The following is a 24,900-nucleotide window of genomic DNA, read 5'->3' as shown; positions in this document are numbered from 1 at the left end:
TTGGGTGGACTCGGCGAAGAGGCCGACACGTTCGTTGCTGAAGGGAGCGGCCATGACGCTCATCGCGCTCGAAGGTCACCTTCGGCCCCTTCGGCCTTCGCCGTTCGAACGCATGATGAGCGACGGAGAGCTCGCCGACCTGGACGTGGTGCTGGGTGCGGCCATGGACCTGGTGCGGAACGAGTCCGGTGTGCCGCTCGGCCAGATTCAGGATTTCGCAGCCGCAACGGAAGCGCTCAACAGCGCATGGGCGATCGTGAAGCAGGCGCTCGAGGGCGGTGCGGCGGACCGCGACCATGGGTTCGGTGACTTGCTTGCGCTGGTCGACCGCCTGCGTGGGCTCGACGTCGTCGTTCGTGACGCCGAGGTGCGCCGCCGGAGTGAGATCAGCCAGTCGGTGGGCGCGTCGCTGAGTCGGCTCCAGTCGGCCGAGTCATTGCCACATCTGATCAGCCTGGTCCCTGAGGTCATCTGCAACCTCGGGTTCGACCGCGCCATCATGTCGACCATCGTCGACGCCCAGTGGGTCACGCAGTCGTCGCACGTCGTCGGCGATGAGGAATGGGCTGCGATCATCACCCAAGTCGGACAGGAGACGCCAGCGCCCTTGCGGGGCGCCGGCATACCGGAGTCCGAGGCCGTCCGACGACGCGCGCCCCTACTGGTTCTTGACGTCCAGGGCGCCACGAGAGTGCATCGGCCGATGGCAGAGGCATCCCTGTCACGAAGTTATGTCGTCGCTCCAGTCGTGCTGCAGTCAAAGGTCATTGGTCTCGTGCACGGTGATCGGGTCTTCCATCGCGGCGACATCGACTCGTTCGACCAAGACATGTTGGCGATGTTCGCCGACGGCCTCAGCCTGGCGTTCGAGCGGGCCTCGATGGAGGCGCGTCTGCACAGCATCCGCTCAAGCCTTCGCCAGCTGGCCGGCGATGCAGGGGCTCCCGACGAGCTGGGGCTCCCCTTGGGGGATCCGTTCACCTTCATCGCAGCCACCCACGGTTCGGCCCACGCCCCCGGGCCGCCGGGTTCTCGGTCGTCCATCGACGTCCTCATTGAGCAACTGACTCGGCGAGAGCTCCAGATCGTGCGGCACCTGGCCAATGGCGAGACCAACTCGCAGATTGCTTCGAGGTTGGTGCTCGCGGAGGACACAGTGAAGACGCACGTTAAGCACATCCTTCGCAAGCTTGGCGCCTCCAATCGTGCGGAGGCGGTGTCGAAGTGGCTGCTGGCCAACTCGGGCCAGCGGTAGCCAGGTAACTAACGGGACGGGCGCCGCCTTCTCCGTGACGGCACTCGGACGTCGATCAGACGTGTGTCAGACGTGGGTCAGCGCTTCCTTCAGCGAGGTCCTGGGGTCACGTAGGACCTCGATAGGCATCTGCCGGCCGCTTGCGATCAGCCGCTTGGCGGCTGCGAATCCGGCCGGGTCGTTGACGACCTCCGCGCAGCGGGTCCGGCCGTCGCCGGCAATATGCAGCACCATGAACGTCGTCTGTTGGAACGGGTCTCCGCGAACCACGAGCTCGTCGCCGTGATCGAGAACGCCAGCTACCTGCAGCTTCAGCTCGTACTGGTCGGACCAGAACCAGGGCAGCGCCTCGTATGGCCGGGGCCGCCCAAGGATCGTGGAGGCAACGACCTTGGCCTGTTCGGTCGCGTTGGGGACCGACTCCAGGCGCCGTGGCGAACCGGTCACGAAATCCGGGAAGCGAGCGACGTCCCCGACCGCGTAAACCCCTGGTGCCGACGTGTTCATGTGCGTGTCGACGACGATGCCGTCCTGCACGTCGAGGCCGGCGGCCTCCGCCAGCTCGGTACGGGGCACGAGCCCGATCCCGACGACCACAAAATCGGCTGGCAGCCGCCGGCCGGTCGTCAGGCGGACCGCCGTCACCGCGCCGGACTCATCGTGGTCGAAGCCTTCGATGGAGGAGGCAGTAAGCACCTCGACGCCGTGGTCGCCGTGCTGGCGGCTGTAGAAGTCAGCGATGACCGGTGAAGCCACGCGGGCCAGCAGCCGGGGTGCCACCTCGACGACAACGACCTCGACGCCGAGAATGCGGGCAACGGCCGCGAACTCGAGGCCGATGTACCCGCCGCCGATGACGACCGCCCGGCGAGCGGGCGAGATGCGGTCGCGGAGGGCGTCCGCGTCGGCCTTGGTGCGCATGTAGAAGACATTGGTGGCCGAGGCCAGATCGGGAAGTGTGCGCGCCCGCCCGCCGGTGGCCAGCACGAGATGGTCGTACGAGAGCGTCTGCCCGTCTCCAAGGGTGATCGTGCGCCGGTAGGGATCGAAGGACACCACGCCTGTGGACAGGCGCACGTCGATGTCGTGCTTCTCGTACATCTCGCCACGCCGCAGGAGCAGGTCGTCCGCAGAAGAGGCGCCCTTGAGGTACGCCTTGGACAGCGGCGGTCGGGAATACGGATAGAGAGGCTCCTCGCCGATCATCGTGATCGCACCCGGGTAGCTGCCTTGGCGTAGCGTCGCGACGACCTCGGCGCCGGCCTGACCCGCGCCCACGACCACAACGTGACCATCAGGCCGTTGGCCCGTCATCACTGGTCCTCGGGGAGCTGTAGGACGATGCCGTTGGTGGCGGCATTGCACGGGATCTGGCACGCCAGCCGGCTGCGCTGGGCGCGTTCGGTGGCCGTGGCCTCGAGCAGCGAGTCCTCCTCGGGGCTGAGTGCCGGCAGGACGTCGCCCCAGTCTCCCTGGACGAACACGTGGCAGGTGGCGCACGACAGCTCGCCACCGCATTCTCCGATGATGCCCGGGACGAAGTTGTCCAGAGCAGCGTTCATGGCGTTGCCGTCGTCGGACGCGGCGACCTCGTGCCGGGTCCCGTCGGGTGCAAGGAATACCACCTGCGACATTGCATCCTCCTTGTGCCGATGCCCAGTTGCTGGCATCACGTGGATGACTGGAAACGCTAGGCATCGGGACGGGCGCGATCATCACTCCCTGGTGGTCACTCCACCCCCCAACGGGTGTCATCTGACCTCGACCACCCCTGGTGCGGTACGTCCGCGCCCTTCCGCCCCCGCCGTGGTGCCCCGAAGCCGTCCGACCTGACTCGGCGCTTCTGACACCACCGCTCATGACACCCCTGGGGGTGATCTCAACCCCAGCGGGTGATCGAACGCATCCCTAGGGGAGATGTTCGAGCAGTCCCGTCTTCGTAGCGTCTTTACACCCGATCACGACACACGAATAAGGACCAACGTCATGACACAACTCAAGGGAGCAAATGTCGTCGTCACAGGCGGTGGTGCTGGCGTAGGCCGCGCGCTCGCCCTCGAAGCGGCGCGGCGCGGAGCCAACGTGGTGATCGCGTCCGACACCGATGCCAGTGAGTCCGTCGACATGATCACCGCCGCCGGCGGGAGCGCCAGCTGGGTTGACTGCGACATCTCCGTCTACCGGGCCATGGTCGACCTCGCTGCCCACGTGCGGACGTCCTTCGGCGGCGTCAACGTGCTGGTCAACAATGCCGGCTCTTCCGCCGAGCCTGGGGCCGGTATTGAAACGGCCGATCCTCAGCTCGCCGAACGGCTCTTCCAGGTCAATGTTCTCGGCGTGTTCAACGGGATCCGTGCGTTTGCCGCTGACCTTCGCGGCGCCGCCGAGCGCGGGGAACCGGCATACATCCTCAACGTCGGCTCCGAACACTCACTGGGCGTCCCGCCGCACGTGATGCCGATCAGCCCCTACACGGTCAGCAAGTACGCAACGCTCGGCTTCACCGACGTCGCACGCCGCGACTTCGCCGGTTCGGGCGTCGGCGTGACCATGCTCGCCCCCGGCTGGGTGCTCACGGAGCTGGTCCAGACGATCATCGACTCCGACGCGGGCCTTCACGACGCCATCGCGCCGTACGCCCAGACCGGCGAGCTGGTTGCCACCGCCGCCTTCGACGGCATGCTGGCCGGCCACTACATCGTCGCGACCAACCCCGCGTCGCGTGAGTTCGCGATGCAGCATGCGCGCGACGTCATGGCAGAGGTGCAGCGGCTTCCTCTCACCGAGGACGACGAGCACACCCACGACGGCACCGGCGACCCGGCGAAGTGCCCGGTCGACCACTCGCTCTTCGGCAGCGCCACTTCCTCCCGCTGACTCTCACGCCCACCAAGGAGACAACGATGTCCACCACCATCGAGACAGACCTCGCCCTACCCGACTTCAGCGACCCGGCGACGTTCGCGGAGCGCGTTCCGCACGCGGCGTTCGACAAGGTCCGGGCCCTGCCGGGCCTGTACTGGCAGCCGTCGGGCTATGGCACGTTCAACGGCGGGTTCTGGATGGCCACGCGCTTCAACGACATCACCGCTCTGGAGCGCCGGTCCAAGGAGATCACCGTCAAGTACGGCTTCAACTTTCCGGTTCCCGGGGTCGAGGAGCCGGCCGAGGAGACCGCGATGTGGGCCGCGCTCCTGATGCGCATGGACCCGCCCGTGCACAGCCGGGTGCGCCGGGCCGCTGCTGCCTCCTTCGGTCCGCGCGTCGTCGCCAACTTCGACCATTGGGTCCGGGACGTCGTCAACGAGGTCCTGGATGACGCCCTGGTGGACGACGAGTTCGACTGGGTCGAGAAGGTCGCCAAGTTCGTCCCCTCGCGCGTCATTGCACAGATCCTCGGCGTCCCGCGCGGGCGGCGCGAGGACATCGTCAACTGGGTCGACGCCATCTTCCACGTCGCGCAGTACGACGACGCCGGCACCCGGATGCTGGTCATCGCCCAGGAGATCTTCGCCTACATCGGCGAGCTCCAGCAGGAGAAGCTGAAGGACCCCAAGGAGGACGTCACCACCGTGATGGCGCAGTACGCGGAGCGGGGCGAGATCACTCAGGAGGAGTTCACGTTCTTCATCTTCCTGTGCATCGTGGCGGGCTACGAGACCACGCACACCCTGATCGGGCAGATGATGCGGATGATCGTCGAGGACGCCGCTGTCGAGAGCGCCGCGGCTGAGTTCGTCGGCAAGGACGAGTCGGGCCCGCTGGTCGACGAGTTCCTCCGGCACATCACCCCCGCCATGAACATGGCCCGCATCGCGCTGGAGGACATGGAGGTCGCCGGGACGCAGGTCCGCAAGGGCGACGTGATCCAGATGCAGTTCGTCGCCGCCAACCGCGATCCCGAGATCTTCGCCGACCCGCACGCGTTCGACCCGTCGCGGACCGAGAAGAAGACGCTCGCCTTCGGCTCCGGGCCGCACGGCTGCCTGGGCAGCGCACTGGCGAAGCTAGAGGCCCGCATCCTTCTCGAGGAGCTCTTCAAGCGCCACGTCCGCTTCGAGCTCAACGGCGCGCCACGCCGTGGCAACAGCACCTGGATCAACCAGCTCTTCGAGCTTCCCGTGCGGGTGAAGCGATGACTGCCGCCACGCACGTGTCGACCCGGTTCCCCGAACTCGATCCCGACGCTCGCTTCGACCTGTTCATCGATGGTGCCGGGGCTACGTCCTCCGGGACGGACACCTTCCGATGTTTCGACCCGTACGAGGAGTCCGAGTGGGGAGTCCTGCCGATCGGCACGGCGGATGACGTCAATCGGGCCGTTCGAGCCGCCCGGGCGGCGTTCCCCGGCTGGGCGAGCACGCCTGTCGCGGCGCGGGCTGAGGTGCTTCGGGTCTTCGCCAACCTCATCCGCGAGAACGTGGAGGAGCTCGCTCGGCTCCAGGTCCACGAGAACGGCAAGACGATCACAGAGATGCGCGGCGTGACCTCGATGTTGCCGGCGCTCGCAGACTACGTCGGTCAGCTTGCCATCAATGACCACGGGGCGGCACTCCAGCCAACGCTTCCCGGGCACGATGCGTGGACCCGACCCGAACCGATCGGTGTCATTGCCGCGATCGCGCCGTGGAACAACCCGCTCCTGCTGCTCGCCTGGAAGCTGTTCCCGGCCATCGCGGCAGGAAACACGGTCGTCGTCAAGCCGTCCGAGGTCACTCCGGTCTCGACGCTTCGCCTGGCGCAGCTGGCCCACCAGGCCGGCATCCCGGCGGGTGTCATCAACGTGGTGACCGGCGCCGCGGACACCGGCGCGGCGCTGGTGCGCCACCCCGACATCGACAAGGTCGCGTTCACCGGGTCGACCCGCGCCGGGATCCAGATCGCGAAGGCCGCGGCAGAGCGCGTCCTTCGCACCACGCTCGAGCTCGGCGGCAAGGGTCCGCAGATCGTCTTCCCCGAAGCCGACCTGGCGCGGGCCGTCCCGAGCCTGGTCGGCGGCCTGATCGCCGGCACTGGGCAGGCCTGCAACGCGGGGTCGCGGCTGCTGGTGCACGAGGACGTGTACGACCAGGTGCTCGCGGGGGTCCGTGCCGCGATCGACAAGGTCGTGATCGGTGACCCTCTTGACCCGTCCGTCCAGATCGGGCCGCTCGCTTCTCGCGCGCACTACGAGAAGGTGACCGGCTACCTCTCTATCGCCGACCAGGAGCAGTCGACGACTCTGCTCCACGGCGGTCGCGCCGGTGCCACGCTGGGCGGAGGCCACACCGGCCTCTTCGTCGAGCCGACCATCTATGCGACGCCCGAGAGCACCTCACGACTGCGCTGCGAAGAGATATTCGGCCCCATCGGCTCCCTCATCTCCTTCAGCACCGAGGACGAGGCGGTCGCCATCGCGAACGAGTCGGAATACGGCCTTGTCTCGGGCTTGTGGTCCCAGGACGTCGACCGGGTCGCGCGGGTGTCGAAGCGCCTGCGCACCGGCGTCGTGTGGGTCAACACCTGGCGCGCCTTCGGTCTCAACGTGCCTTTCGGTGGCTACAAGCTGAGCGGCGTCGGTCGGGAGCTCGGCCCGGACATGATCCGCGAGTACACCGAGACCAAGGCCATCTGGCTCGGGCACGGACCGGTCTCGTGAGCACCAACGACAACGATCGAGGTAGTGCAATGACAGTGCTGGACGAGCGCCGAGAAGACGTGGGGATTCCGGTGGGGCGTTGCTCCACCTGTGGCGTGGAGACGGTGCCCACGCCCGAGTTCTGCCCAGGCTGCCTCAGCGAGGACGTCGTGGAAGAGCAGCACGAGGGCGTCGGTGTCGTCTACGCGGCGACCGCGGTGCGCCGCGGCCCCAAGGGTGTCGACCTCCCTTACGGCCTTGCCTTCGTCGACCTCAGCGACTCACTTCGGGTCATGGCGCGCTACGCGTGCGGAGACGCTCCGTTGCCGCCGCAGACGAGCGTCGCCGTCACACAGACCGGTGCTGCCGGATCCGTGCCGGTCCTGACCGCGTCCGTGATCGCGCAGGAAGGAGCAGGAGCATGACCGACACCATGCTCGCCGGCGCATACGCCGTTCCGTTCGTCAAGGCCGGGGACAACATCGCCGTCATGGGCGCGCGAGCCGTCCGCGGGCTGCTGCAGCAGACGGGCGCCGACCGCGCGGACATCGACGTCGCCGTCGCCGGGACGGCCCTCGGCGGAACCCTCGTGGGCCAGCGGATCCTCAAGCGTCTGAGCATGACCGGCATCCCGGTCATCAACGTGGAGAACGCGTGTGCCACCGGGGCGACGGCCGTGCACGTCGCGACCCAGCTCGTCGCAAGCGGGAAGGCCCGCGCGGTGATTGCCGTCGGTGCCGAGCAGCTCTCCGCCCTCGGCGGCGGAACGCTGCCGCTCGACGAGACCGACATCGAGGCGGTGCAGGGATCCGTGATGCCAGCGGTGTATGCCATGCGCGCCAGCCGGTATCTGTGGCAGTACGGCGTCACACCTGAACAGATGGCGCAGGTGACGGTCAAGAACCGCCGCAACGGTGCGCTCAACCCGATCGCCCGCTTCCAGGAGCCGGTCACGCTGGACCAGGTCGTCTCATCCCCGATGATCTGTGACCCCTTGACCCTCCTGCAGTGTTCCTCGAACGTCGACGGAGCTGCCGCTGCCCTCGTCTGCTCGCGGGAGTATGCCGCCGAGCTCGTGTCGCCGGCGGTCGAGATTCGTGCGTCCGTGGTGCTGTCGGGTGCATACACGAACAGTCCGCGAGACATGTTGACACCCGACATCTCCGCGCGTGCCGTCGCACGGGCCTACGAGCAGGCCGGCATCACCGCCAAGGACGTGGATGTTGCCGAGGTGCACGATGCCTTCACCATCGCCGAGCTCCTGTACTACGAGACGCTGGGTTTCTGTGCGCCGGGTGAGGGCGCGAAGTTCCTCGCCGACGGGGGTCCGCTTGTCGGAGGGCGGGTCTCCGTGAACCCCAGCGGTGGCCTGATCGCCCGCGGTCACCCAGTGGCCGCGACAGGCATCGCCCAGATGGTGGAGGCGTACCAGCAGCTGACCGGCACGGCAGGCGAGCGCCAGCAGCCCGACACGCGGGTCGCCGTGACCCATGTGACCGGTGGCGGGATCGCAGGCGTCGACAACGGCGCGTGCGGCGTGCACGTGTTCGCGAGCTGAGGAGCGATGATGGGTGCACGAGCAGTGGTACGGGGCAACGGTCCGCTCGCTGCCGCGACCGCGGCGGAACTGGCGACCGCCGGCTTCAGTGTCGGTGATACCGGTGAGACCGGGCCGGTGCAGGTCCTGGTCGTCACCGAGGCGTCCGACACCGTCCAGGTCCTCGACATCGTCCGTCGACACCAGGCGGACCTCGCGGCTTCCGGACTCGGGCGCGTGGTTCTGGTCGGCAGCCGCGACTGGCTCGGGTGGCCGGGGCGCGCCGAGCAGGCGGCGGCTGCTGCTGCCCTCGTCGGCCTCACTCGAAGCCTTGCCCTCGAACTGAGCGCGCAGGGCACGACCGTCAACCTGGTGTGTCCGCCGGGACCGTCGACGCACATCGCCGAGGACCCGTGGGCCGAGCCACCTGCTCCGCTCACCGGTCCGGTCAGTGATGACGACGTGGCCTTCGCCATCGGTTTCGCGGCCGACGAGCGCTCCGGCTACTTCACCGGCCAGGTCCTTCACGTCTCGGGCGGGCTCAGCCTGCTGAGCTCGCTCACTGCCTGATCCACGGAAGGAACTGCCATGTCCATCGGCACATCCAGCCCGCTTGCGCGGAACGCCGTCGTCACCGGAGCGGCCAGCGGCATCGGGCTCGCGATCGCCACCCGGCTCGCCCACGACGGCGCCCGTGTCATCGTCAACGACATATCCCTCGAGGCCGCCGAGCGGGCCGCGCACGGGATTCGCTCTGCTGGCGGCGCGGCTGTCGCCGTCGCCGGCGATGTCAGCAGGTCAGCAGACGTAAACGGCCTCGTCGAGCGTGCGGTCCAGGAGTTCGGGGGCCTCGACATCATGGTCAACAACGCGGGCATCGAGGGCGACGCCGCGCTGCGCAAGCTCGAACCGGATTTCTGGGACCGGGTGATCGACATCAACCTGGACGGGGTCTACAACGGATGCCGCGCGGCGGCCGCCGTCATGGAGGGGCGCGGTCGCATCGTCAACATCGCATCCCGCGCCTGGCTCGGCTGGTGGGGACAGGCGGCGTATGCCGCGAGCAAGGGCGGCGTGGTCAGCCTGACGCGCGCACTCGCTGTCGAGCTCTCCGCCAAGGGCATCACGGTCAACTGCGTCGCTCCCGGACTGATCGACAGCCCCATGCTGCGCCAGGTGCCCCAGAACGTCTACGACAACGTCCTGGCCGCACAGCCGAGCGGTCAGGTCGGGACCGCGGAGGACGTGGCACACCTGGTGCGCTTTCTGGTCGACGACCGTGCCAGTGCGGTGACTGGCCAGATCCTCTACTCCTGCGGCGGCAAGAGCCTCTTCGCGATGCCCGCCCGTCGCCAGCGGAGTGCGTCGTGACTGCCGACCCGCTACTGGTCGACCAGCAGGGCGCCACGCTCGTGCTCACCCTGAACCGGCCCGAGGCCATGAACGCGATCGACCCGGACATGGCGGTGGCACTACGCGCGGCATGGAGGCGAGCATCCGACGACGACGAGATCAGGGTCGTCATCCTGACCGGTGCAGGAGAACGGGCGTTCTGTGCCGGCGCCGACCTGAAGCGCACACCGCCGCCACCCCGAAGCTTCGCCCAGACGCACCTGAACCGAGAGGTCACGGTCACCGCGGTCACGCCGCCCGCTGACTTCGTCAAGCCTGTCGTCGCGGCGGTGAACGGCATCGCCGTCGGGGGAGGTTTCGAACTGGTCCTCGCCACCGACATCCAGATCGCCGCCACATCCGCCCGGTTCGGCCTCACCGAGGCGCGTATCGGCTCCCTGCCCGGAGCCGGCGGGACGCAGCGTCTGGCCCGGCGTGTCCCCATGGGTATCGCCCAGCGGTGGCTGCTCACCGGCGAGGTGTTCGGCGCGGACACGGCCCTGCGCTACGGCTTGGTGTCGGAGCTGGTGGACGGCGACCAGCTTCTGCCCCGCGCCGTGGAGATCGCGGAGTCCGTCGCTGCCAACGCACCCTTGGCGGTGCGGGCCGGGAAGCGTGCGCTGTACGCAGCGCAGGACCAGTCGCTGGCCCAAGGGCTCGAGTACGAGCAGCTGCTCTGGGGCGTGCTCCGCGACACCGAAGACCGACTCGAGGGCCGAGCCGCGTTCGCGGAGAAGCGGCCTCCTCGGTACGAGGGACGGTGAGAACCGTGACAACGCAGCAGGCTGAGCTGAGCCGCGCAGGTTTCACCTCCAGCCAGCGGCTGGCAGCTGACCTGTGGGCGCAGTTGGACGGTCCGCCCCAGGCACTGACCGACATCACGTTCGTCGGTCCTGGTGAGCTGTCCTCGCCGTTTCCTGTTGTCGACCTTGCGGCAGCGTCCTTCGCCCTGTGCGGCGCGGCCGTTGCCGAGCTCTACGCGGCGGCTCGCAAGCCACGCCCGCCGGTCACGATCGACCGCCGACAGGCGGCGGTCTGGTTCGACTTTCCGCTCGCTCCGAGCCGCCCGCTGGCCGGTGCCGGTCGGCACGGGGTCCACTCGAAGTGGATGGCCGAGTTCCCGACCGCGGACGGTCGCTGGCTCCGAGTCCAGGCCACCTTCCCGACATTGCGGGCGCGGATGTTGGAGGCGCTGGACTGCGCCGACACTGTGGAGGCGATCGCGAGCGCGGTCGCGGCACTGCCTGGGGAGGTCGTCGAGGAACGCCTGATCGCGGCTGGTGCGGCGGCGTCGCTCGCACGCTCGCGGGGCGAATGGGCCCAGCACCCCGCCGGTCGCGCCGTCCTGACCGATCCGCAGGCCCCGGCGTCCTTCACCGAGGGCTGCCCCGATGAATGGCTACCCACTCCAGGCAGGCCGCTCATCGGGATCCGTGTCCTCGACCTCACTCGTGTCGTTGCTGGGCCGGTCGGCACCCGATTCCTTGCCTCGCTCGGCGCGGAGGTCCTTCGAATCGATCACCCGGATGGCGATGAGTTCAAGGTCTGGGGGGTCAATGACCTCGCTCTCGGCAAACGGTGGGCCACCCTCGACTGGAAGACCTCAGAAGGCGCCGGCAGGCTCCGCGACCTCATCGCGTCTGCTGACGTCATCGTGACCAGCCACCGTGCCGACGTTCTCGAACGCATCGGCCTCGCCGCTGAGGAACGGGCCGCGCTGAGGCCCGGGCTCGTCGACGTGGCGATGAACGCCTACGGCTGGACCGGGCCGTGGCGCAACCGTCGCGGCTTCGACACGCTTGTGCAGTACGCCACGGGAATCGCGCACCGAGTCTCGGAGTGGGCATCGGAAGACCCGGAGGCCCGGCTTCCGTTGAACGCACTCGGACATCTCGTCGACGCCAGCCGACCGCGACACCTTCCAGTCGAAGCACTCGACTTCAGCACCGGATACCAGGTCGCAGCAGCAGCCATACTCGGGCTCGCGCGCCGAGTACGGGAGAAGCGGGGATCACTGACCCGGCTCTCGCTGGCCCGAACCTCTCACCTGCTGAGCGAAGCAGCGACGCAAGCTGGTCCCGGCTTCTCGCTGCCCTGGGCGGATGAGGAGCTCGAGCCGGACGTGTTCGACCTGGCTGGAACCCCAACGCGGCGGCTGGCCGCACCGCTCCGGATCGATGGCGTGCCGCTGCGGTGGGACCACCCGGCCGAGATGCCGGGCTCGTCATCGCCGCGCTGGTCCGTTCGTCGGGCGGGAGACCAGTGATGAAGAGCCCGTCGATCAGTGCACCGCTGCGCGACCTGACGGTCGTCGAGTACGGCGACGACCTCGCGGCTGCATACTGCGGCAAGCACTTTGCGGATCTTGGCGCCAAAGTCCTTCTGGCCAGCGGAAACCACCTTGCCGACGAGACTGCGTCGCTGCGGGCATACGCCGACGCTGCAAAGTGCCCGCTGGGGGTGCCGCCGGAACGCATCGACGTGGCCATCATTCCCCTCGGCACCCAGGGCAACGAGGCTCGCGTGACGGTCCACATCAGCGACTTCGGCGAGTCCGGACCGCAGGCCACCTGGCGTGGCAGCGACTTCCTCGCACAGGCCTCGAGTGGGCTGATGAGCCTTGTCGGAGATCCGGACCGGCCCCCTCTCGCGCTCGGCGGCCATCAGATCGATGACGCGGCCGGGTGGATGGCCTTCACCGGTGCGCAGATCGCACTGACGGCGATCGAGCTCGGCAACGCGCCAGGGCCGCAGCATGTTCGCGTCAGCCGCCTCGAGGCCGCGGCCTACATCGAGTGGAAGGGCCGCGTCTACGTGCAGGCTGGTAACGAGCTCATCCGTGGTGAGCGCTCTGGCCCGGTGGTGATCCGGTGCAGCGACGGCTACTTCGGCTTCTACTACCGGGCTGCCGACTGGGATCGCGTGGCGGCCGTCCTCGATGATGCCGCGCTTGGCAGCCCGCCGTTCGACTCCCATCCCAGCCGACTGCAGCACCCCGCCCAGCTGGTGGATCGGCTGGAAACCATCGCAGCAAGGCGCACCCAAGGTGAGCTCTACCGGACTCTTCAGGCTGTTGGGGTGCCGGCAGGGCCGGTGATGACGGCCGAGCAGCTGATCGACTCCGAGCAGTACCACACACGGAACTTCCTGGTCCCGATCGAGATCGAGGGTGCGGACGCCCTCCAGCCCGCGGCGCCGGTGACCTTCAACGGTCAGCGGCCAGGACGCCGAGGAGAAGGATCGTGACCGGGACGGCACTGCGCGGCCTGCGCGTCCTGGACCTCGGGATCATCACAGCCGGTGCGGCCACCTCCCAGGTCCTCGCCGACTTCGGAGCCGATGTCATCAAGATCGAGTCCACCACCTACCTGGACCCGTTCCGGAACTGGTCGCAGATCGCAGGCGGTGGATCGTCCGATGTGAATGCGAGTCCGCCCTTCGCCTCGGCGAACCGCGGCAAGCGCAGCGTGTCCATCGATCTGAAGAACGACGCGGGCCGCAAGGTCTTTCTAGAGCTCGTCGCTGTCAGCGACATCGTGGTGGAGAACTTCCGGCGCGGCGTTCTCGAGCGCCTCGGGATCGGGTTCGAGACGCTGCGGCACGCGAACCCGCGCATCGTGCTGATCTCGCTCAGCTCTCAGGGCGGCGACGGCCCCGAGTCCGGATATGTGTCCTTCGGATCGACCCTCGAAGCGATCGGAGGGTCGATGGCCCTGACCGGGTACGGCGACGGCAGCCCGCCGGTCTGGACGGGCAACAACGTGAACTACCCCGACCAGCTGGTCTCGGTCTCGTCGCCCGGACTGGTCCTCGCCGCGCTGCGCGCCAGGAACTCAACTGGACAAGCAATTCATGTCGACGCACCGCAGCGGGAGGCGGTCACGGCGGGCATCGGCGAGACAGTCGTCGAGTATTCACTCACCGGCAAAGTCGGTCAGCCACGGGGCAACCGCCACGAGCGGCACGCCCCACAGGGCGTCTATCCGGCAGGCTCCGACGACGAGTGGATCGCGATCAGTGTGCAAGACGACCTCCAATGGATGTCGCTGTGCCGGGTTCTCAACCTCGGCTTGGCCTACGAGGAGCTGTTCGGCAGCGGCACCCGTTACGGGCGTCATGACGCTATCGACGCGGCCATCGCAGCGGCGACCAGACGTCGACCGGCGGAGGCACTCGCCCACGAGCTTCAAAGGAACGGCGTGCCCGCAGCGCCCGTGCTTCGACCGAGAGATGTGCTCGACCATCCCCAGCTGCGCGCCCTGAAGTTCCCTGTCGCCGTCCCCCAGGAACAGATCGTGCAGCGGGGCTACGTCGCCCGGCTGGACACGGTTCCAGGGGCGGTGCATCGACGCGCTCCGCGGCTCGGCGAGCACACGCGTGAGGTGCTCTCCGAGGTACTCGGGCTGAGCGACGAGCAGCTCGCCGAACTGCAGGCGGAAGGGGCGATCCATGCCGACTCCGACGAAGCAGGGTGACCACGATGCGGACCCGTCTGAAGGAGGTGTGCTCATGAGCGCGCAGATCGACCCAGATCCCGATGCGATCGCCGGCGGCGAGATAGTCGGAGTCCCGAGCCTGAGCCAAGGTGTTCGCGCGCTCGCCGGGGTGTTCAAGCCGCGACCTGCCGTCGCTGCAGAGCTGAAGCAGCTTCCCAACGGCGTTCTTCGCATCCTCAACGGGCAGTCCCAGGTCGTACCCAGCTCAGATCGCCGGTTCAGTGATCCGGGCTGGGACACCAACCCCTTGTTCCGTCGGCTTGTTCAGGCCTACCTGGCCGGGGGAGCCGGCGTGCAGCGGCTACTTGACGACCTTGAGACCGCCGAGGCGGATCCTCGAAAGATCGAGCAAGCACGCTTCGCCGCAGAAATTGCGATCGCCGCGCTGTCGCCCAGCAACCTGATTCTGACCAACCCGGTCGGCCTGAAACACGCCTTCGATACGGCCGGGGGAAGCCTTGCTCGAGGTGCCGCGAACTTCATCCACGACATGCGACACAACGGCTGGTTCCCGTCCACCGTTGACAGGACCACGTTCGAAGTAGGCCGTGACCTCGCGGTCTCCCCGGGCGCAGTGGTCGCCCGAGACGACATGGCCGAGCTCATCCAGTACTCGCCCTCGACGGCCAAGGTGAAGTCCCGTCCACTCCTCGTGATTCCACCGCCGATCGGACGCTACTACTTCCTTGATCTGAGGCCAGGGCGCAGTTTCGTCGAGTTCGCGACGAGTCAAGGACTCCAGGTCTTCCTTATCTCTTGGCGCAACCCAGGCCCTGCTCAGGGCGACTGGGGTTTGGATGACTACGCAGTGCGCGTGTCCACGGTCCTGGACACCGTGCTGGAGATCACCGGCCAGACCAGTGCGAACCTCATCGGGTTCTGCGCGGGTGGATTGATCACCACCGCCCTCTTGAACCACATGGCCGCCTCCGGGGACGACCGTGTGCACTCGATGTCGTACGGTGTGACGTTGCTCGACTTCGAGCGCCGGGCGCCGCTCTCGGCATTCAAGGAAAACCGTCTGCTCGATTTCGTGAAAGGCCGCTCCGGCCGGCGAGGCGTCATCACCAGCCATGAGATGGGTGCCGCCTTCACTCTCATGCGACCCAACGACCTGGTCTTCAACTACGTCGTGAACAACTACGTCCTCGGCAACAAGCCGCCGGCGTTCGACATCCTGGCCTGGAACGCAGACGGTACGAACCTTCCGTCAAAGCTGCACGCCGACTTCCTTTCCATCTTCCGGGACAACGGCCTGGTGACCGGAAAAGGACTAACGGTCCTCAATAGTGCTGTGGACCTCGCCAGGATCACGGTCCCGGTCTTCGTCACCGGTGCCCTCACCGATCATCTGACGCCGTGGAAAGGCTGCTACCAGACGACGCAGCTGGTGGGGGGCGAGACGACCTTCGTCCTGAGCTACTCCGGGCATATTGCGAGTCTCGTGAACCCCCCGGGCAATCCCAAAGCGCGCTACTGGACAGGTGGGGAGCCCGGTCCCGACCCGGACGCGTGGCGCGTCTCCGCGACAGAGCACCAGGGCAGCTGGTGGGAAGCCTGGGCCGACTGGATCGAGCCGCACACGGGCGTGTCGAAGACCGCGCCCAAGGTGATCGGGTCTCCCGCGAACCCTGCTCTCGAGCCCACCCCGGGACGCTACGTCAGAGCACGACCGGCCAGCTGACCCGCTCGGAGCGCGCGGCGCTCCGCAACCCGCGACCGACCCACCGGGCCCACGAGAGGAACGGTTCATGCTCTACCACGCCTATGAGATTCAGCGGGCAGCGCTCGAGCTCTACCGGCGCGGGCTGCGCCTGCAGACCGAGGGCCTGCGCTCGCTCCCGTCGCCCTTGGCAAGAACTCTGCCAGTGAGGGCGGGCCTGGCAACAGCGGACCTGATCGAAGCACTTCGGATCACCCATAGCCGGCCCGACTTCGACGTGAGATCACCTACGAACGACGACGACCAAACCCAACGAACCATCGAGGAGGAGCCGGTCGTCTCTACGCCTTTCGCGACCCTGCTCCGCTTCACCTGGAGTGATCGAGCCTCGCAGGCCCGACCCAAGGTCCTCATCGTGCCGGGCCTTGCCGGTCACTTCGCGACGCTGGTCCGCCCGACCGTGAGCGCCATGACTGCCGACCACGAGGTCTACGTCGTCGACTGGCACAACGCTCGCGATGTTCCGCGCGATGCCGGACCCTTCGGACTGGACGAGTTCATCGAGCAGCTCATCGAGTTCATCCGCGAGATCGGGCCGGGCGTCCACCTCATGGCCATCTGTCAGCCCGCCGTCGCATGCATTGTGGCTGCGTCAGTGCTCGAGGCCGAAGAAGACCCAGCGACGCCAAGCAGCCTCATCCTGCTCGCCGGACCGGTCGACACCAGCGTCAACCCCGGCCGTCTAGGCCGGTTCTCGCAGCGGCCATCGATGGCCGTGCTCGAGCGCATGGCTCTGCATCGGGTCCCCGCACCCTTCGCAGGTCAAGGCAGGAAGGTCTACCCGGGCTTCATGCAGCTGGGCGGTTTCCTGGGGATGGATCCGCTTCGGCACGCAGCGAAGTTCCGCGACCTCTACCTAGACCAAACGCGCGGTGAGGTGGACAGGGCGAGGAAGACCATCGCCTTCTACCGCGAGTACTTCGCGGTCCTGGATATCGCCGGAGAGTTCTACCTCGACACCGTGCAGCGCGTCTTCCGCGACAACGATCTTGCGAACGGCCACTTCGAGTGGCGCGGGCGCAAGGTCGATCCGGCCCGGATCACGTCGTCGCTGTTCACGATCGAGGGCGCGATGGACGAGCTGTGCACGCCTGGGCAGACCGAGGCCGCACACCGGCTCTGTAGCGGTATCCCCGCCGAGCGTCACCGTCATCTCCTGCAACCAGGCGTTGGTCACTACGGCGTGTTCGCAGGTTCGACGTTCGAGGATTCGATCTATCCGGCTATCCGCGAGTTCATCCATGACACAAGCGTGCTCGTGAACCAACCGCCTCCCTCGATGCCCTGACGGCATACGGATGAGCACCAGGCCTCGATGACCCCACACCAGACAACAACCGGAGGGCAAGTGAACGACACCATGGGTCTGCGGGCCCGCCAGCACGGCCTCGGCGACCTGACCAGGAGATCTGCGGCTCGGTTCCCCCACAAGCTGGCCATCCAGGACGGCGCGGTGCGGCTGACTTTCGCCGATCTCGATGGACTCGTCAACCGGACGTGCCACACCCTGCTGGACCGGGGCCTTCGCAAGGGGGATCGCTGCGCCATCCTCTCCCACAACAACTGGCAGTTCGCAGTCCTCTCGTTCGCGACTGCCCGACTGGGCCTCGTACTGGTGCCCATCAACTTCATGCTCACCGCAGTGGACGTTGCGTACATCCTCGACCACAGTGGCGCTGACGTGGTCGTCGTCGAGGACGTTCTGACGGGGGTCGCCGAGGCCGCGATCGCTTCGCGTGCTGGCTCGACAAGACTGCGGGCTGCGATCGGTTCGCCGGTTGCCGGATGGGAGCCGTTCGACGACTGGACAGCCCACGGCGACGACTCGCCGGTTGACGTCTTCGTGGACGACGACGACCCGATCCGCCTGATGTACACCAGCGGAACCGAGTCACGCCCGAAGGGGGTGCTGCTCACCAGCCGCTCCCTCTTGTGGCAGTACGCAACCTGTGTGATCGACGGAGGCATGGAGTCCGACGACGTAGAGCTACATTCGCTACCGCTCTACCACTGCGCCCAGCTGGACTGCTTCCTCGGCCCCGACGTGTACCTCGGGGCTTCGAGCATCATCACGAGCACGCCCGAGCCGGGCAACCTGCTCCGACTGATCGAACAACACCGGGTCACCAAGTTCTTCGCACCACCGACTGTCTGGATCTCCCTGCTGCGCTCGCCCGAGTTCGAGCGGACGGACCTCAGCTCCCTCCGCAAGGGCTACTACGGAGCATCAGCCATGCCTGCTGAGATCCTTCGCGAGCTCGCCGAACGGCTACCCGGGATCCGTCTGTGGAACTTCTATGGGCAGACTGAGATGTCGCCCCTGGCCACGATCCTCAAGCCGCACGAACAGCTCGCGTATGCGGGTGCGGCCGGCCGTCCCGCGATCAATGTCGAGACCATGATCGTCGACGCCGAGGCCAGGCCGCTCCCTGCCGGCAAGGTGGGGGAGATCGTGCATCGCGGCCCGCATGCCATGCAGGGCTACTACAACGACCCTGACAGGACCGGCGAGGCCTTCCGTGGTGGATGGTTCCACTCCGGCGATCTCGGTGTCTTCGATGAGGACGGTGTGCTGCGTGTGGTCGATCGGGTCAAAGACATGATCAAGACCGGCGGCGAGAACGTTGCCAGTCGCGAGGTCGAGGAGGTCATCTACACGTTGGAGGGCGTGGCCGAGGTCGCCGTCTTCGGCGTCCCGGACCCGCTGTGGATCGAGGCTGTGGCTGCCGCTGTCGTGCCGAAGCCCGGCGCACACCTGTCACCAGAGAGCCTGATTGGACGCGCTCGGGAACAGCTGGCGGGGTTCAAGACTCCCAAGCGGGTCCTGATCGTCGACGCGCTGCCCAAGAACCCCAGCGGCAAGATCCTCAAGAGAGAGCTTCGCGAGAGGTTTGCACGTGAGTTTCCTGGCGAGTAGGTCGCCTTCGGGCGCGCAGACCGGCCCACGCCCGAGGAATGCCGCTGAAGCTGCTGTGCTCGCGGCATGACCGACGAGCTGAGCGAGCTGAGGGTTCTCGGGCAGCAGGTGCGAGTTTCGGTCCGACCCGGGAACGGTTCGACCAGACCTCTGTTGTTGTGCAACGGGATCGGCGCGAGTCTCGAGCTCCTGCAACCGTTCGTCGATGCTCTCGACCCTGCGATCGAGGCCGTCCGTTTTGATGTTCCTGGCGTAGGCGGGTCGCCGATGCCGCCCGTCCCCTACACCTTCGGCACCCTCGCCTATTGGCTGGGAAAGGTCGTCGACCGCCTCGGATACCGAGAGACAGACGTCCTGGGGATTTCCTGGGGCGGGGGACTGGCGCAGCAGTTCGCCTGGCAGAACCCACGCAGGTGTCGTCGACTTGTGCTGGTGAGCACCGCAACTGGACTGACCATGGTTCCAGCCCCACCGCGTGTTCTTCTGAAGATGATGACGCCGCGCCGCCATCTCGACCCTGACTACGCTGCCTCGGTCGCGCACGAGATCTATGGGGGCCGGTTGCGCAACGAGCCGCCGTTAGTCAAGCGTCTGCTCTTCGACGGATCGCCCGTCGGTCCCGGTCGCGGTTACCTGCTTCAGATGTTGGCCTGCCTCGGATGGGCAACCCTGCCGCTTCTGCCGATGATTCGCCAACCGACGTTGCTCCTCGCGGGGGAGGACGACCCGCTCATCCCTTTGCAGAACGCGTTCATCATGAGGCGTCTCATGCCGAACGCAACTCTGCACACGTACAACGACGGACATCTCGGACTGGTCACCGAGGCCGAAGAGCTTGCACCAGTCGTTGCGCAGTTCCTGCAGTCCGGCCCCTGATGGGCCGCGCAGCCGTATCGGAGAGCTAGTGCTCCCTGGCTCCCCTGCGGCGCGGTCCCGCGACTCGCGGCCTCAATCGCGACCACGCACCTGAGCACGTCCTCGATCGACGGCGTCAACGTGTGGATGGAGCACCTCATCGATGATCAAGGCTGCTTCGATCGCGACTGTGTCAGACGCCAGCGAACGTCCGAGACGCTCCTCGGCCTGGGCGATGCGGTAGGCGACCGTCTTGTGGTGAATGTGGAGCTCCGCTGCAGCCTTGGCTCGATTCTGTCCGTGCCGCAGAACCGAACGGACCGTAGCCCGCAGGCGTGCGCTGGTGTCGTCGCGATCCAACAGGGTGCCCAGGCGGTCCTCGCAGAGGTGTGTGGCGGACGACGGGTCGGCGCAAAGCAGCGCCGCCAGCTCGACATCTCGATGCCTGATGATCGTGGCGACCAGGTCGTCTGCGAGCCGGCCCAGCGCGAGCGCCGCCGCAGCCTGTTCGTGGCTGCGAACAAAGCCTTCCTGGCCACGTAGCGGCTCGCCCATCCCGATCAACACACCGTCGACTGTCATCGAGGCGATCCGGTCGAGAGCCTCTGCCGTGGGGTTGCCCATCCACCTCAGCCAAGCGCTCCACGCGCCGTCCTCGCCGGACGTTACCAGCGCCGCCGCTGCACCCGCGGCGCGGATGACTCGCTGCAACTCCGGACGGGCCGACGTTGCGGGCCAGAGGGGAATTCCGACGATGGCGACGTGGACGTCGTTGATTGCATGGCCCAAGGAATGTGATTCCCGTACGGGATCTGCGTACTTCCCCGAGAAGGCCAAGGGTGTGGCCTCCGGTTCTGTCGGGCTATTCCGATCGGTGTCGCTCGGGGACGCCTTCGCGTGCGCCAGGACCTCGATGCACGCGCGGTCGACAAAGGTGAAGAGATGGGCGGAGGAGGCCTCGAGAATCTCGAGCGCCTCTGCTGGCTCGCAACGAGACCGTACTTCGGCACTCCACAGACGCCAGACCTGATCGTGGCCCACTCGGTAGCCGCGCATCAGGTCTGTGGCTGAGCCTCCCGCTCGAAGGATGGCGTTGAGCAATTCCACCGTGGCGTGAGGCGGCTCCATGCTGCTGGCGGTAATGCCGAAACCCAAGGTCGCGAGGAATGCCCCTGTGTTCTGACGGGTGCTCTGCTGGACCAGCTCGACCTCTTCGCCGGAGCTGTTCGGAGTCAGTTGGGGCACCTCGCGCAGTAGATGCTCGGTCACCTCATCGGCGATCTGGTCGGTCCGTGGCAGAAGGTCCCTGGCAATCGCCCCCATCTTCTCGGTGGTGGTTGCGTCCATCGCTCGTCCTGTCTCGATGGGATAAGGATCCTCCGCAATCAGGATAGCCGGACCTAGGTGGGCCGGTAACGCCTTTACTCTTTCGCCGTCCGGAGCACCCGGCGCCCCTGAACGCTTGCCGTTCGGTCATGGTCGACCTCCGGCCGCCTGACCAGACTCGAAACGTCAGTCCGTCACGAAGAGAAAGTCCGCGCATGAACGACATTGGCAATGGCGCCAGCGCCCCGTCACGATCCTCAGATGTCCCCGCCTCACCGTCTGACGTGAACTCCGAGTGGTTCACTACCGTGCTCCGGCAGTCGGGAGTTCTGGACGAGAACACATCCGTCGCCTCCATCACCAGCGCGGCCGTCGGGGCAGGCCTGATCTGCGAGAGCATTCGCTACGAACTTACGTACGCGGGGCCCGCTGAGAAGGCTCCGGGCAGCGTCGTGTGCAAGTTCCCGTCTCCGGAACCCGCCTATCGGGAAATGGCGTTGGGCGAGGCCTTGTACCAGCGCGAGACCACGTTCTACGGCGACCTTGCACGTGGCCTCAACGTGCGTGCTCCAGAATGCACCCACCTTGCGCTCGACGGATCAGGGAACTTCGTACTCGTCCTCGAGGATCTGGGCCCGGCCGAGGTGGGAGACCACATCGCGGGCTGTACGCTCGCTCAGGCTCAGGCCATCGTCGACGCGGCCGTGGGGCTTCACGCGCCCCGGTGGGCCGACGATTCCCTGGAGCAGGCCGACTGGAATGTTCGCGGCACGTGGATTCCGCACGTTGCGGAGTCGTATCCAGCGCTGTTCGAGAAGTACGCAGGCGAATTCGGTCCACATGTGGGCGAAGCGGTCCTCGACATCGGGCGTCGATTCGCTCCGGCCATCGGGCAGTGGTTCGCTGAGCAGCCCAAGCCGTGGACGGTCACACACGGTGACTACCGACTCGACAACATGCTCTTCGACATCTGCGGCGGAGCGGAGGCGGTCGGCATTGTCGACTGGCAGACCCTCCTGCCGGCGCCAGGCCCCGTCGACATCGCATACATGATCGGCGGTTGCCTCCCGACCCAGCTCCGCCGAGACCACGAGGAGTCCCTCGTGCGTCGGTACCACGCCGGACTGCTGGACAATGGTGTGACGGGCTATTCGTTCGACGATTGCTGGGCGGCATACCGGCACAGCGCCTTCCTCGGCTATTTCATGGCGACGTACCCCGCGGCGCTCGTCCAGCGTACGGAGCGCGGAGACGAGATGTTCCGCACCTGGGTCGAGAGGGTCAGTGCGCAGATCTACGACCTCGATGCCCTCGGCCTGCTTCCGCATGCCTGAGCCATTGCCACGTAGGAGCGCACGATGCTGATTCCGTTCGACGACTACCCGATCCATCAAACCTCCGAGCCGCTCGCGCACGCGGGCGCTGGCCACCCGAACCAGTACGACCGCTTCTGGTTCAATGGCTACAACGAGGACTTCTACTTCGCACTAGCGCTGGGCATCTACCCGAACCGCGGAGTGATCGACGCGGCCTTCAGTGTCGTCGCTGATGGGGTCCAGCGCTCGGTCTTCGCCTCGGGACGACTGCCCCTCGACCGTACTGCGACGCGGATCGGTCCGATCACCGTAGAGGTCGTCGAACCCCTTCGAGTCAGCCGAATCACTGTCGACGCGCCGGAGCAGGGGTTGTCCGCGGTGCTCACCGCCCACGCCCGCACGCCGGCCATCGAGGAGGAGCGCACTCAGCGCAACGAGGGAACCCGTCGCGCCTGGGATGCGACCCGGGCGACCCAGATGGTGCGATGGAGCGGCACTCTCTCTAGCAGGGGCACCTGCATTGACCTCGATGGCAAGACGGTCTACGGAACCAAGGATCGGTCCTGGGGCGTTCGACCGGTCGGCTCGACCTGGTCGGGCGCTCCGGAGCCGGGTGCCGACCAACTGTTCTTCATGTGGGCGCCGATCAACTTCGACGATGTCGCGCTTCACTACATGGTCCATGAGGACGCCGCGGGGCGGTCATGGGCGCAAACGGCGGCCATCCTGCCGATCATCGACACCCAGGGGTCGGTGTGCGACCAGTCGAGAATCGAGCACGTGGCTGAGGTGAAACACCATCTGCAGTGGGCGCCGGGCTTACGGCGCGCCGACGCCGCCAGCCTCGAACTGATCGGACGGTCGGGAGAGCCGTCGACCGTCGAGCTCGAACCCGTTCTTCGGTTCCGGATGAAGGGTGTTGGCTATTTTCACCCGGAATGGGCCCACGGGGTCTGGCGCGACGAGCTGGCTGTCGGGGGCGAGGAAACGCCCATCGCCGATCTCGACGTTCTCCGACCCGACTGCATTCACATCCAGCAAGTTGTGCGGGCGACCTGGGGGGACAAGAAGGGCATGGGTGTGCTCGAGCAGATTGTGTTCGGCCCATATGCGCCCGGTGGATTCACCTCTGCATTGGATGGCGCGGGATCGGGGCCGGCGATCAGCTGAGTCGATCCTGGGCCTCCCCTCCCGATCCGAAGGTCGAGCGCTTTGATGATCGGCTGGTCTCTGGGCGTCAGCCGACGATGTCGGGGTGGTGGGCCCACGCGGTAGCGCTCAGACGTTGAGGACCTGCCGCGCCAGGGCACTGATGATCGCCTCGGCAGATGCGCGCGAGCTGACGCCCGGTGTTCGCGCGAGGTCGTTTGACACGGTGAGCGCAGCCAAGACCACGATGCGAGAGGCGGCCGGTTGCAGCTCCGGGTGCAGCTGGCGGTGGAGGTGCACCCACTCATCGACGAAGTCACGCTGTGCCTGGATGAGCACTGACGCCTCTTCGGAAGGTAGGTTGCGGACCTCGCTGATGAGTACGTCGACGAGATCGGGGTGGGCCAGGGCATACCTGGTGTACGACGCGACCAGCCCACGCAGGGCCGTCTTCGGATCCTGCGCCGCGGCGAGCGTGTCATCGAGACTCAGCTGGACGTACCCGTTGGCCCGGTGCACGCCGCTCGACAGCATGTCGAGCTTGCTGGGGAAGTGGTTGTAGAGGCTAGAGGCGGCCATGCCGACCGAAGCCGCGACGTCCTCCATGCTGACGCTGGCGTAGCTGCGTTCGGCGAAGAGCCGCAGCGCTGCGCGCAGCACCTGCTCGCGCTTGGATGCCCGGGTCAGGCCGGAGCGCTCGGCGGGCCTTCGGGGCGCGTCGGGTCCGGGGAGGTCAGCTTTCACGACTCGTTCGGCGAGGTCGGCCACCAGCACGTCGTATGCCGGCCGAGGCAGCTGCACTCGGTGGAAGGAGGGGCTGAGGACCACCGCGAGAACTGCTGCGGACACCGCGTCTGCGTTCACCGGCCTCAGCGCGGGATAGACCGCGGTCAGGGCGTCGCCGAAGCGGGCCTGAGCCTCGCGCATGCGCGCCCTTGCCTCGTCGTGTGACTCGGGCGGCAGGTGACGGGCTTCGCGTTGCCACAGCACACCGATGGTCCTGTGGTCGAGCGCGAACGTCGCCACGGCGAGGAGCAGGTCGGGGGAGTCGGCCTGGGAGGTGAGCAGCTCGATGAACCGGTCCGCGACGTCGGCGATGACATCGGCGAGCAGCTGCTCCTTGCCGCTGACGTGACGGTAGAGCGCAGAGGGGCCTACCTCGACCGCTTCGGCTACCTGGCCGATGCTGACGTGCTCGAAGCCGTGTTCGGCGAACAGGTTCGTGGCCGCAGCCAGGATCAGAGCGCGTCGGTTGGCGGGCCGCCTCGCCCGGGTCGGTCGTTGGACCACCGTCACTGCTCGCCCCCTGGAGTTGGC

Annotated in this window: 22 protein-coding genes; 18 read left to right on the top strand and 4 right to left on the bottom strand. The window is 67.0% G+C overall.

Going from position 1 to position 24,900, the window contains the following annotated elements; all coding sequences use genetic code 11:
- Positions 1 to 190 precede the first annotated feature (190 nt).
- Positions 191 to 1,255 (top strand): response regulator transcription factor, encoded by a 1,065-nt coding sequence (locus ACWEOW_RS09920; RefSeq protein WP_452269024.1) that lies wholly within the window; start codon positions 191 to 193, stop codon positions 1,253 to 1,255.
- 66 nt (positions 1,256 to 1,321) lie between these two features.
- On the opposite strand, the gene ACWEOW_RS09915 is transcribed toward ACWEOW_RS09920, so the two are convergent.
- Positions 1,322 to 2,533 carry an NAD(P)/FAD-dependent oxidoreductase gene (locus tag ACWEOW_RS09915; protein WP_452269023.1) on the bottom strand — a complete coding sequence of 404 codons (1,212 nt, stop codon included), beginning with the start codon at positions 2,531 to 2,533 and terminating at the stop codon, positions 1,322 to 1,324.
- 35 nt (positions 2,534 to 2,568) lie between these two features.
- Positions 2,569 to 2,889 (bottom strand): 2Fe-2S iron-sulfur cluster-binding protein, encoded by a 321-nt coding sequence (locus tag ACWEOW_RS09910; protein ID WP_452269022.1) that lies wholly within the window; start codon positions 2,887 to 2,889, stop codon positions 2,569 to 2,571.
- 352 nt (positions 2,890 to 3,241) lie between these two features.
- Here ACWEOW_RS09910 and ACWEOW_RS09905 point away from each other — a divergent pair, with 352 nt between their 5' ends.
- The 15 genes from ACWEOW_RS09905 to phaZ (ACWEOW_RS09835) all read left to right on the top strand — a co-directional run bounded on the left by ACWEOW_RS09905 (position 3,242) and on the right by phaZ (ACWEOW_RS09835) (position 19,813).
- On the top strand, positions 3,242 to 4,132 hold the full coding sequence (locus ACWEOW_RS09905; protein ID WP_452269021.1) for an SDR family oxidoreductase: 891 nt from the start codon (positions 3,242 to 3,244) through the stop codon (positions 4,130 to 4,132).
- 26 nt (positions 4,133 to 4,158) lie between these two features.
- Positions 4,159 to 5,394: a cytochrome P450 gene (locus tag ACWEOW_RS09900; protein WP_452269020.1), complete on the top strand. Its 1,236-nt coding sequence runs from the start codon at positions 4,159 to 4,161 to the stop codon at positions 5,392 to 5,394.
- The gene (locus ACWEOW_RS09895; RefSeq protein WP_452269019.1) at positions 5,391 to 6,893 is read left to right on the top strand and encodes an aldehyde dehydrogenase family protein; all 1,503 of its coding nucleotides are present in this window, start codon (positions 5,391 to 5,393) and stop codon (positions 6,891 to 6,893) included. Before ACWEOW_RS09900 ends, ACWEOW_RS09895 begins: the two co-directional genes overlap by 4 nt.
- Positions 6,894 to 6,988: 95 nt before the next feature.
- Entirely contained in the window at positions 6,989 to 7,297 is a 309-nt protein-coding gene (locus tag ACWEOW_RS09890) for an OB-fold domain-containing protein (protein WP_452269018.1), read from the top strand.
- The gene (locus ACWEOW_RS09885; RefSeq protein ID WP_452269017.1) at positions 7,294 to 8,430 is read left to right on the top strand and encodes a thiolase family protein; all 1,137 of its coding nucleotides are present in this window, start codon (positions 7,294 to 7,296) and stop codon (positions 8,428 to 8,430) included. The genes ACWEOW_RS09890 and ACWEOW_RS09885 overlap by 4 nt, the downstream gene beginning before the upstream one ends.
- A gap of 9 nt (positions 8,431 to 8,439) precedes the next feature.
- Complete coding sequence (locus ACWEOW_RS09880; protein WP_452269016.1) at positions 8,440 to 8,979, top strand: SDR family oxidoreductase; 540 nt, start codon at positions 8,440 to 8,442, stop codon at positions 8,977 to 8,979.
- An 18-nt stretch (positions 8,980 to 8,997) separates the two neighbouring features.
- The gene (locus ACWEOW_RS09875; RefSeq protein WP_452269015.1) at positions 8,998 to 9,780 is read left to right on the top strand and encodes an SDR family oxidoreductase; all 783 of its coding nucleotides are present in this window, start codon (positions 8,998 to 9,000) and stop codon (positions 9,778 to 9,780) included.
- Positions 9,777 to 10,565, top strand: a complete 789-nt coding sequence (locus ACWEOW_RS09870; RefSeq protein ID WP_452269014.1) for an enoyl-CoA hydratase/isomerase family protein — start codon at positions 9,777 to 9,779, stop codon at positions 10,563 to 10,565. The genes ACWEOW_RS09875 and ACWEOW_RS09870 overlap by 4 nt, the downstream gene beginning before the upstream one ends.
- 5 nt (positions 10,566 to 10,570) lie before the next feature.
- Positions 10,571 to 12,067 carry a CoA transferase gene (locus tag ACWEOW_RS09865; RefSeq protein WP_452269013.1) on the top strand — a complete coding sequence of 499 codons (1,497 nt, stop codon included), beginning with the start codon at positions 10,571 to 10,573 and terminating at the stop codon, positions 12,065 to 12,067.
- Positions 12,067 to 13,047, top strand: a complete 981-nt coding sequence (locus ACWEOW_RS09860; RefSeq protein ID WP_452269012.1) for a CoA transferase — start codon at positions 12,067 to 12,069, stop codon at positions 13,045 to 13,047. Before ACWEOW_RS09865 ends, ACWEOW_RS09860 begins: the two co-directional genes overlap by 1 nt.
- Complete coding sequence (locus ACWEOW_RS09855; protein WP_452269011.1) at positions 13,044 to 14,276, top strand: CaiB/BaiF CoA transferase family protein; 1,233 nt, start codon at positions 13,044 to 13,046, stop codon at positions 14,274 to 14,276. The genes ACWEOW_RS09860 and ACWEOW_RS09855 overlap by 4 nt, the downstream gene beginning before the upstream one ends.
- Before the next feature lie 34 nt (positions 14,277 to 14,310).
- On the top strand, positions 14,311 to 15,981 hold the full coding sequence (locus ACWEOW_RS09850) for a PHA/PHB synthase family protein (protein WP_452269010.1): 1,671 nt from the start codon (positions 14,311 to 14,313) through the stop codon (positions 15,979 to 15,981).
- A 67-nt stretch (positions 15,982 to 16,048) separates the two neighbouring features.
- Positions 16,049 to 17,308 (top strand): polyhydroxyalkanoate depolymerase, encoded by a 1,260-nt coding sequence (phaZ, locus tag ACWEOW_RS09845; protein ID WP_452269009.1) that lies wholly within the window; start codon positions 16,049 to 16,051, stop codon positions 17,306 to 17,308.
- Positions 17,309 to 17,368: 60 nt separating this feature from the next.
- The gene (locus ACWEOW_RS09840; protein ID WP_452269008.1) at positions 17,369 to 18,937 is read left to right on the top strand and encodes a fatty acyl-CoA synthetase; all 1,569 of its coding nucleotides are present in this window, start codon (positions 17,369 to 17,371) and stop codon (positions 18,935 to 18,937) included.
- A gap of 66 nt (positions 18,938 to 19,003) precedes the next feature.
- A complete protein-coding gene (phaZ, locus tag ACWEOW_RS09835) occupies positions 19,004 to 19,813 on the top strand; it encodes a poly(3-hydroxyalkanoate) depolymerase (RefSeq protein WP_452269007.1) in 810 nt (269 codons plus the stop codon).
- Between the two features lie 72 nt (positions 19,814 to 19,885).
- Here phaZ (ACWEOW_RS09835) and ACWEOW_RS09830 read toward each other — a convergent pair whose 3' ends face one another.
- A complete protein-coding gene (locus ACWEOW_RS09830) occupies positions 19,886 to 21,139 on the bottom strand; it encodes a PucR family transcriptional regulator (RefSeq protein ID WP_452269006.1) in 1,254 nt (417 codons plus the stop codon).
- 128 nt (positions 21,140 to 21,267) lie between these two features.
- Between ACWEOW_RS09830 and ACWEOW_RS09825 the strand changes: the two genes are divergently transcribed.
- Both ACWEOW_RS09825 and ACWEOW_RS09820 read left to right on the top strand, forming a co-directional pair.
- Positions 21,268 to 22,452, top strand: a complete 1,185-nt coding sequence (locus ACWEOW_RS09825; RefSeq protein ID WP_452269005.1) for a phosphotransferase — start codon at positions 21,268 to 21,270, stop codon at positions 22,450 to 22,452.
- Positions 22,453 to 22,476: 24 nt separating this feature from the next.
- On the top strand, positions 22,477 to 23,604 hold the full coding sequence (locus tag ACWEOW_RS09820; protein ID WP_452269004.1) for a hypothetical protein: 1,128 nt from the start codon (positions 22,477 to 22,479) through the stop codon (positions 23,602 to 23,604).
- Between the two features lie 108 nt (positions 23,605 to 23,712).
- Here ACWEOW_RS09820 and ACWEOW_RS09815 read toward each other — a convergent pair whose 3' ends face one another.
- The gene (locus tag ACWEOW_RS09815) at positions 23,713 to 24,873 is read right to left on the bottom strand and encodes a TetR/AcrR family transcriptional regulator (RefSeq protein ID WP_452269003.1); all 1,161 of its coding nucleotides are present in this window, start codon (positions 24,871 to 24,873) and stop codon (positions 23,713 to 23,715) included.
- Between the last annotated feature and the right edge of the window lie 27 nt (positions 24,874 to 24,900).

This window comes from Monashia sp. NPDC004114, from assembly GCF_053603855.1.
This window is presented reverse-complemented; position numbering and strand designations above follow the sequence as displayed.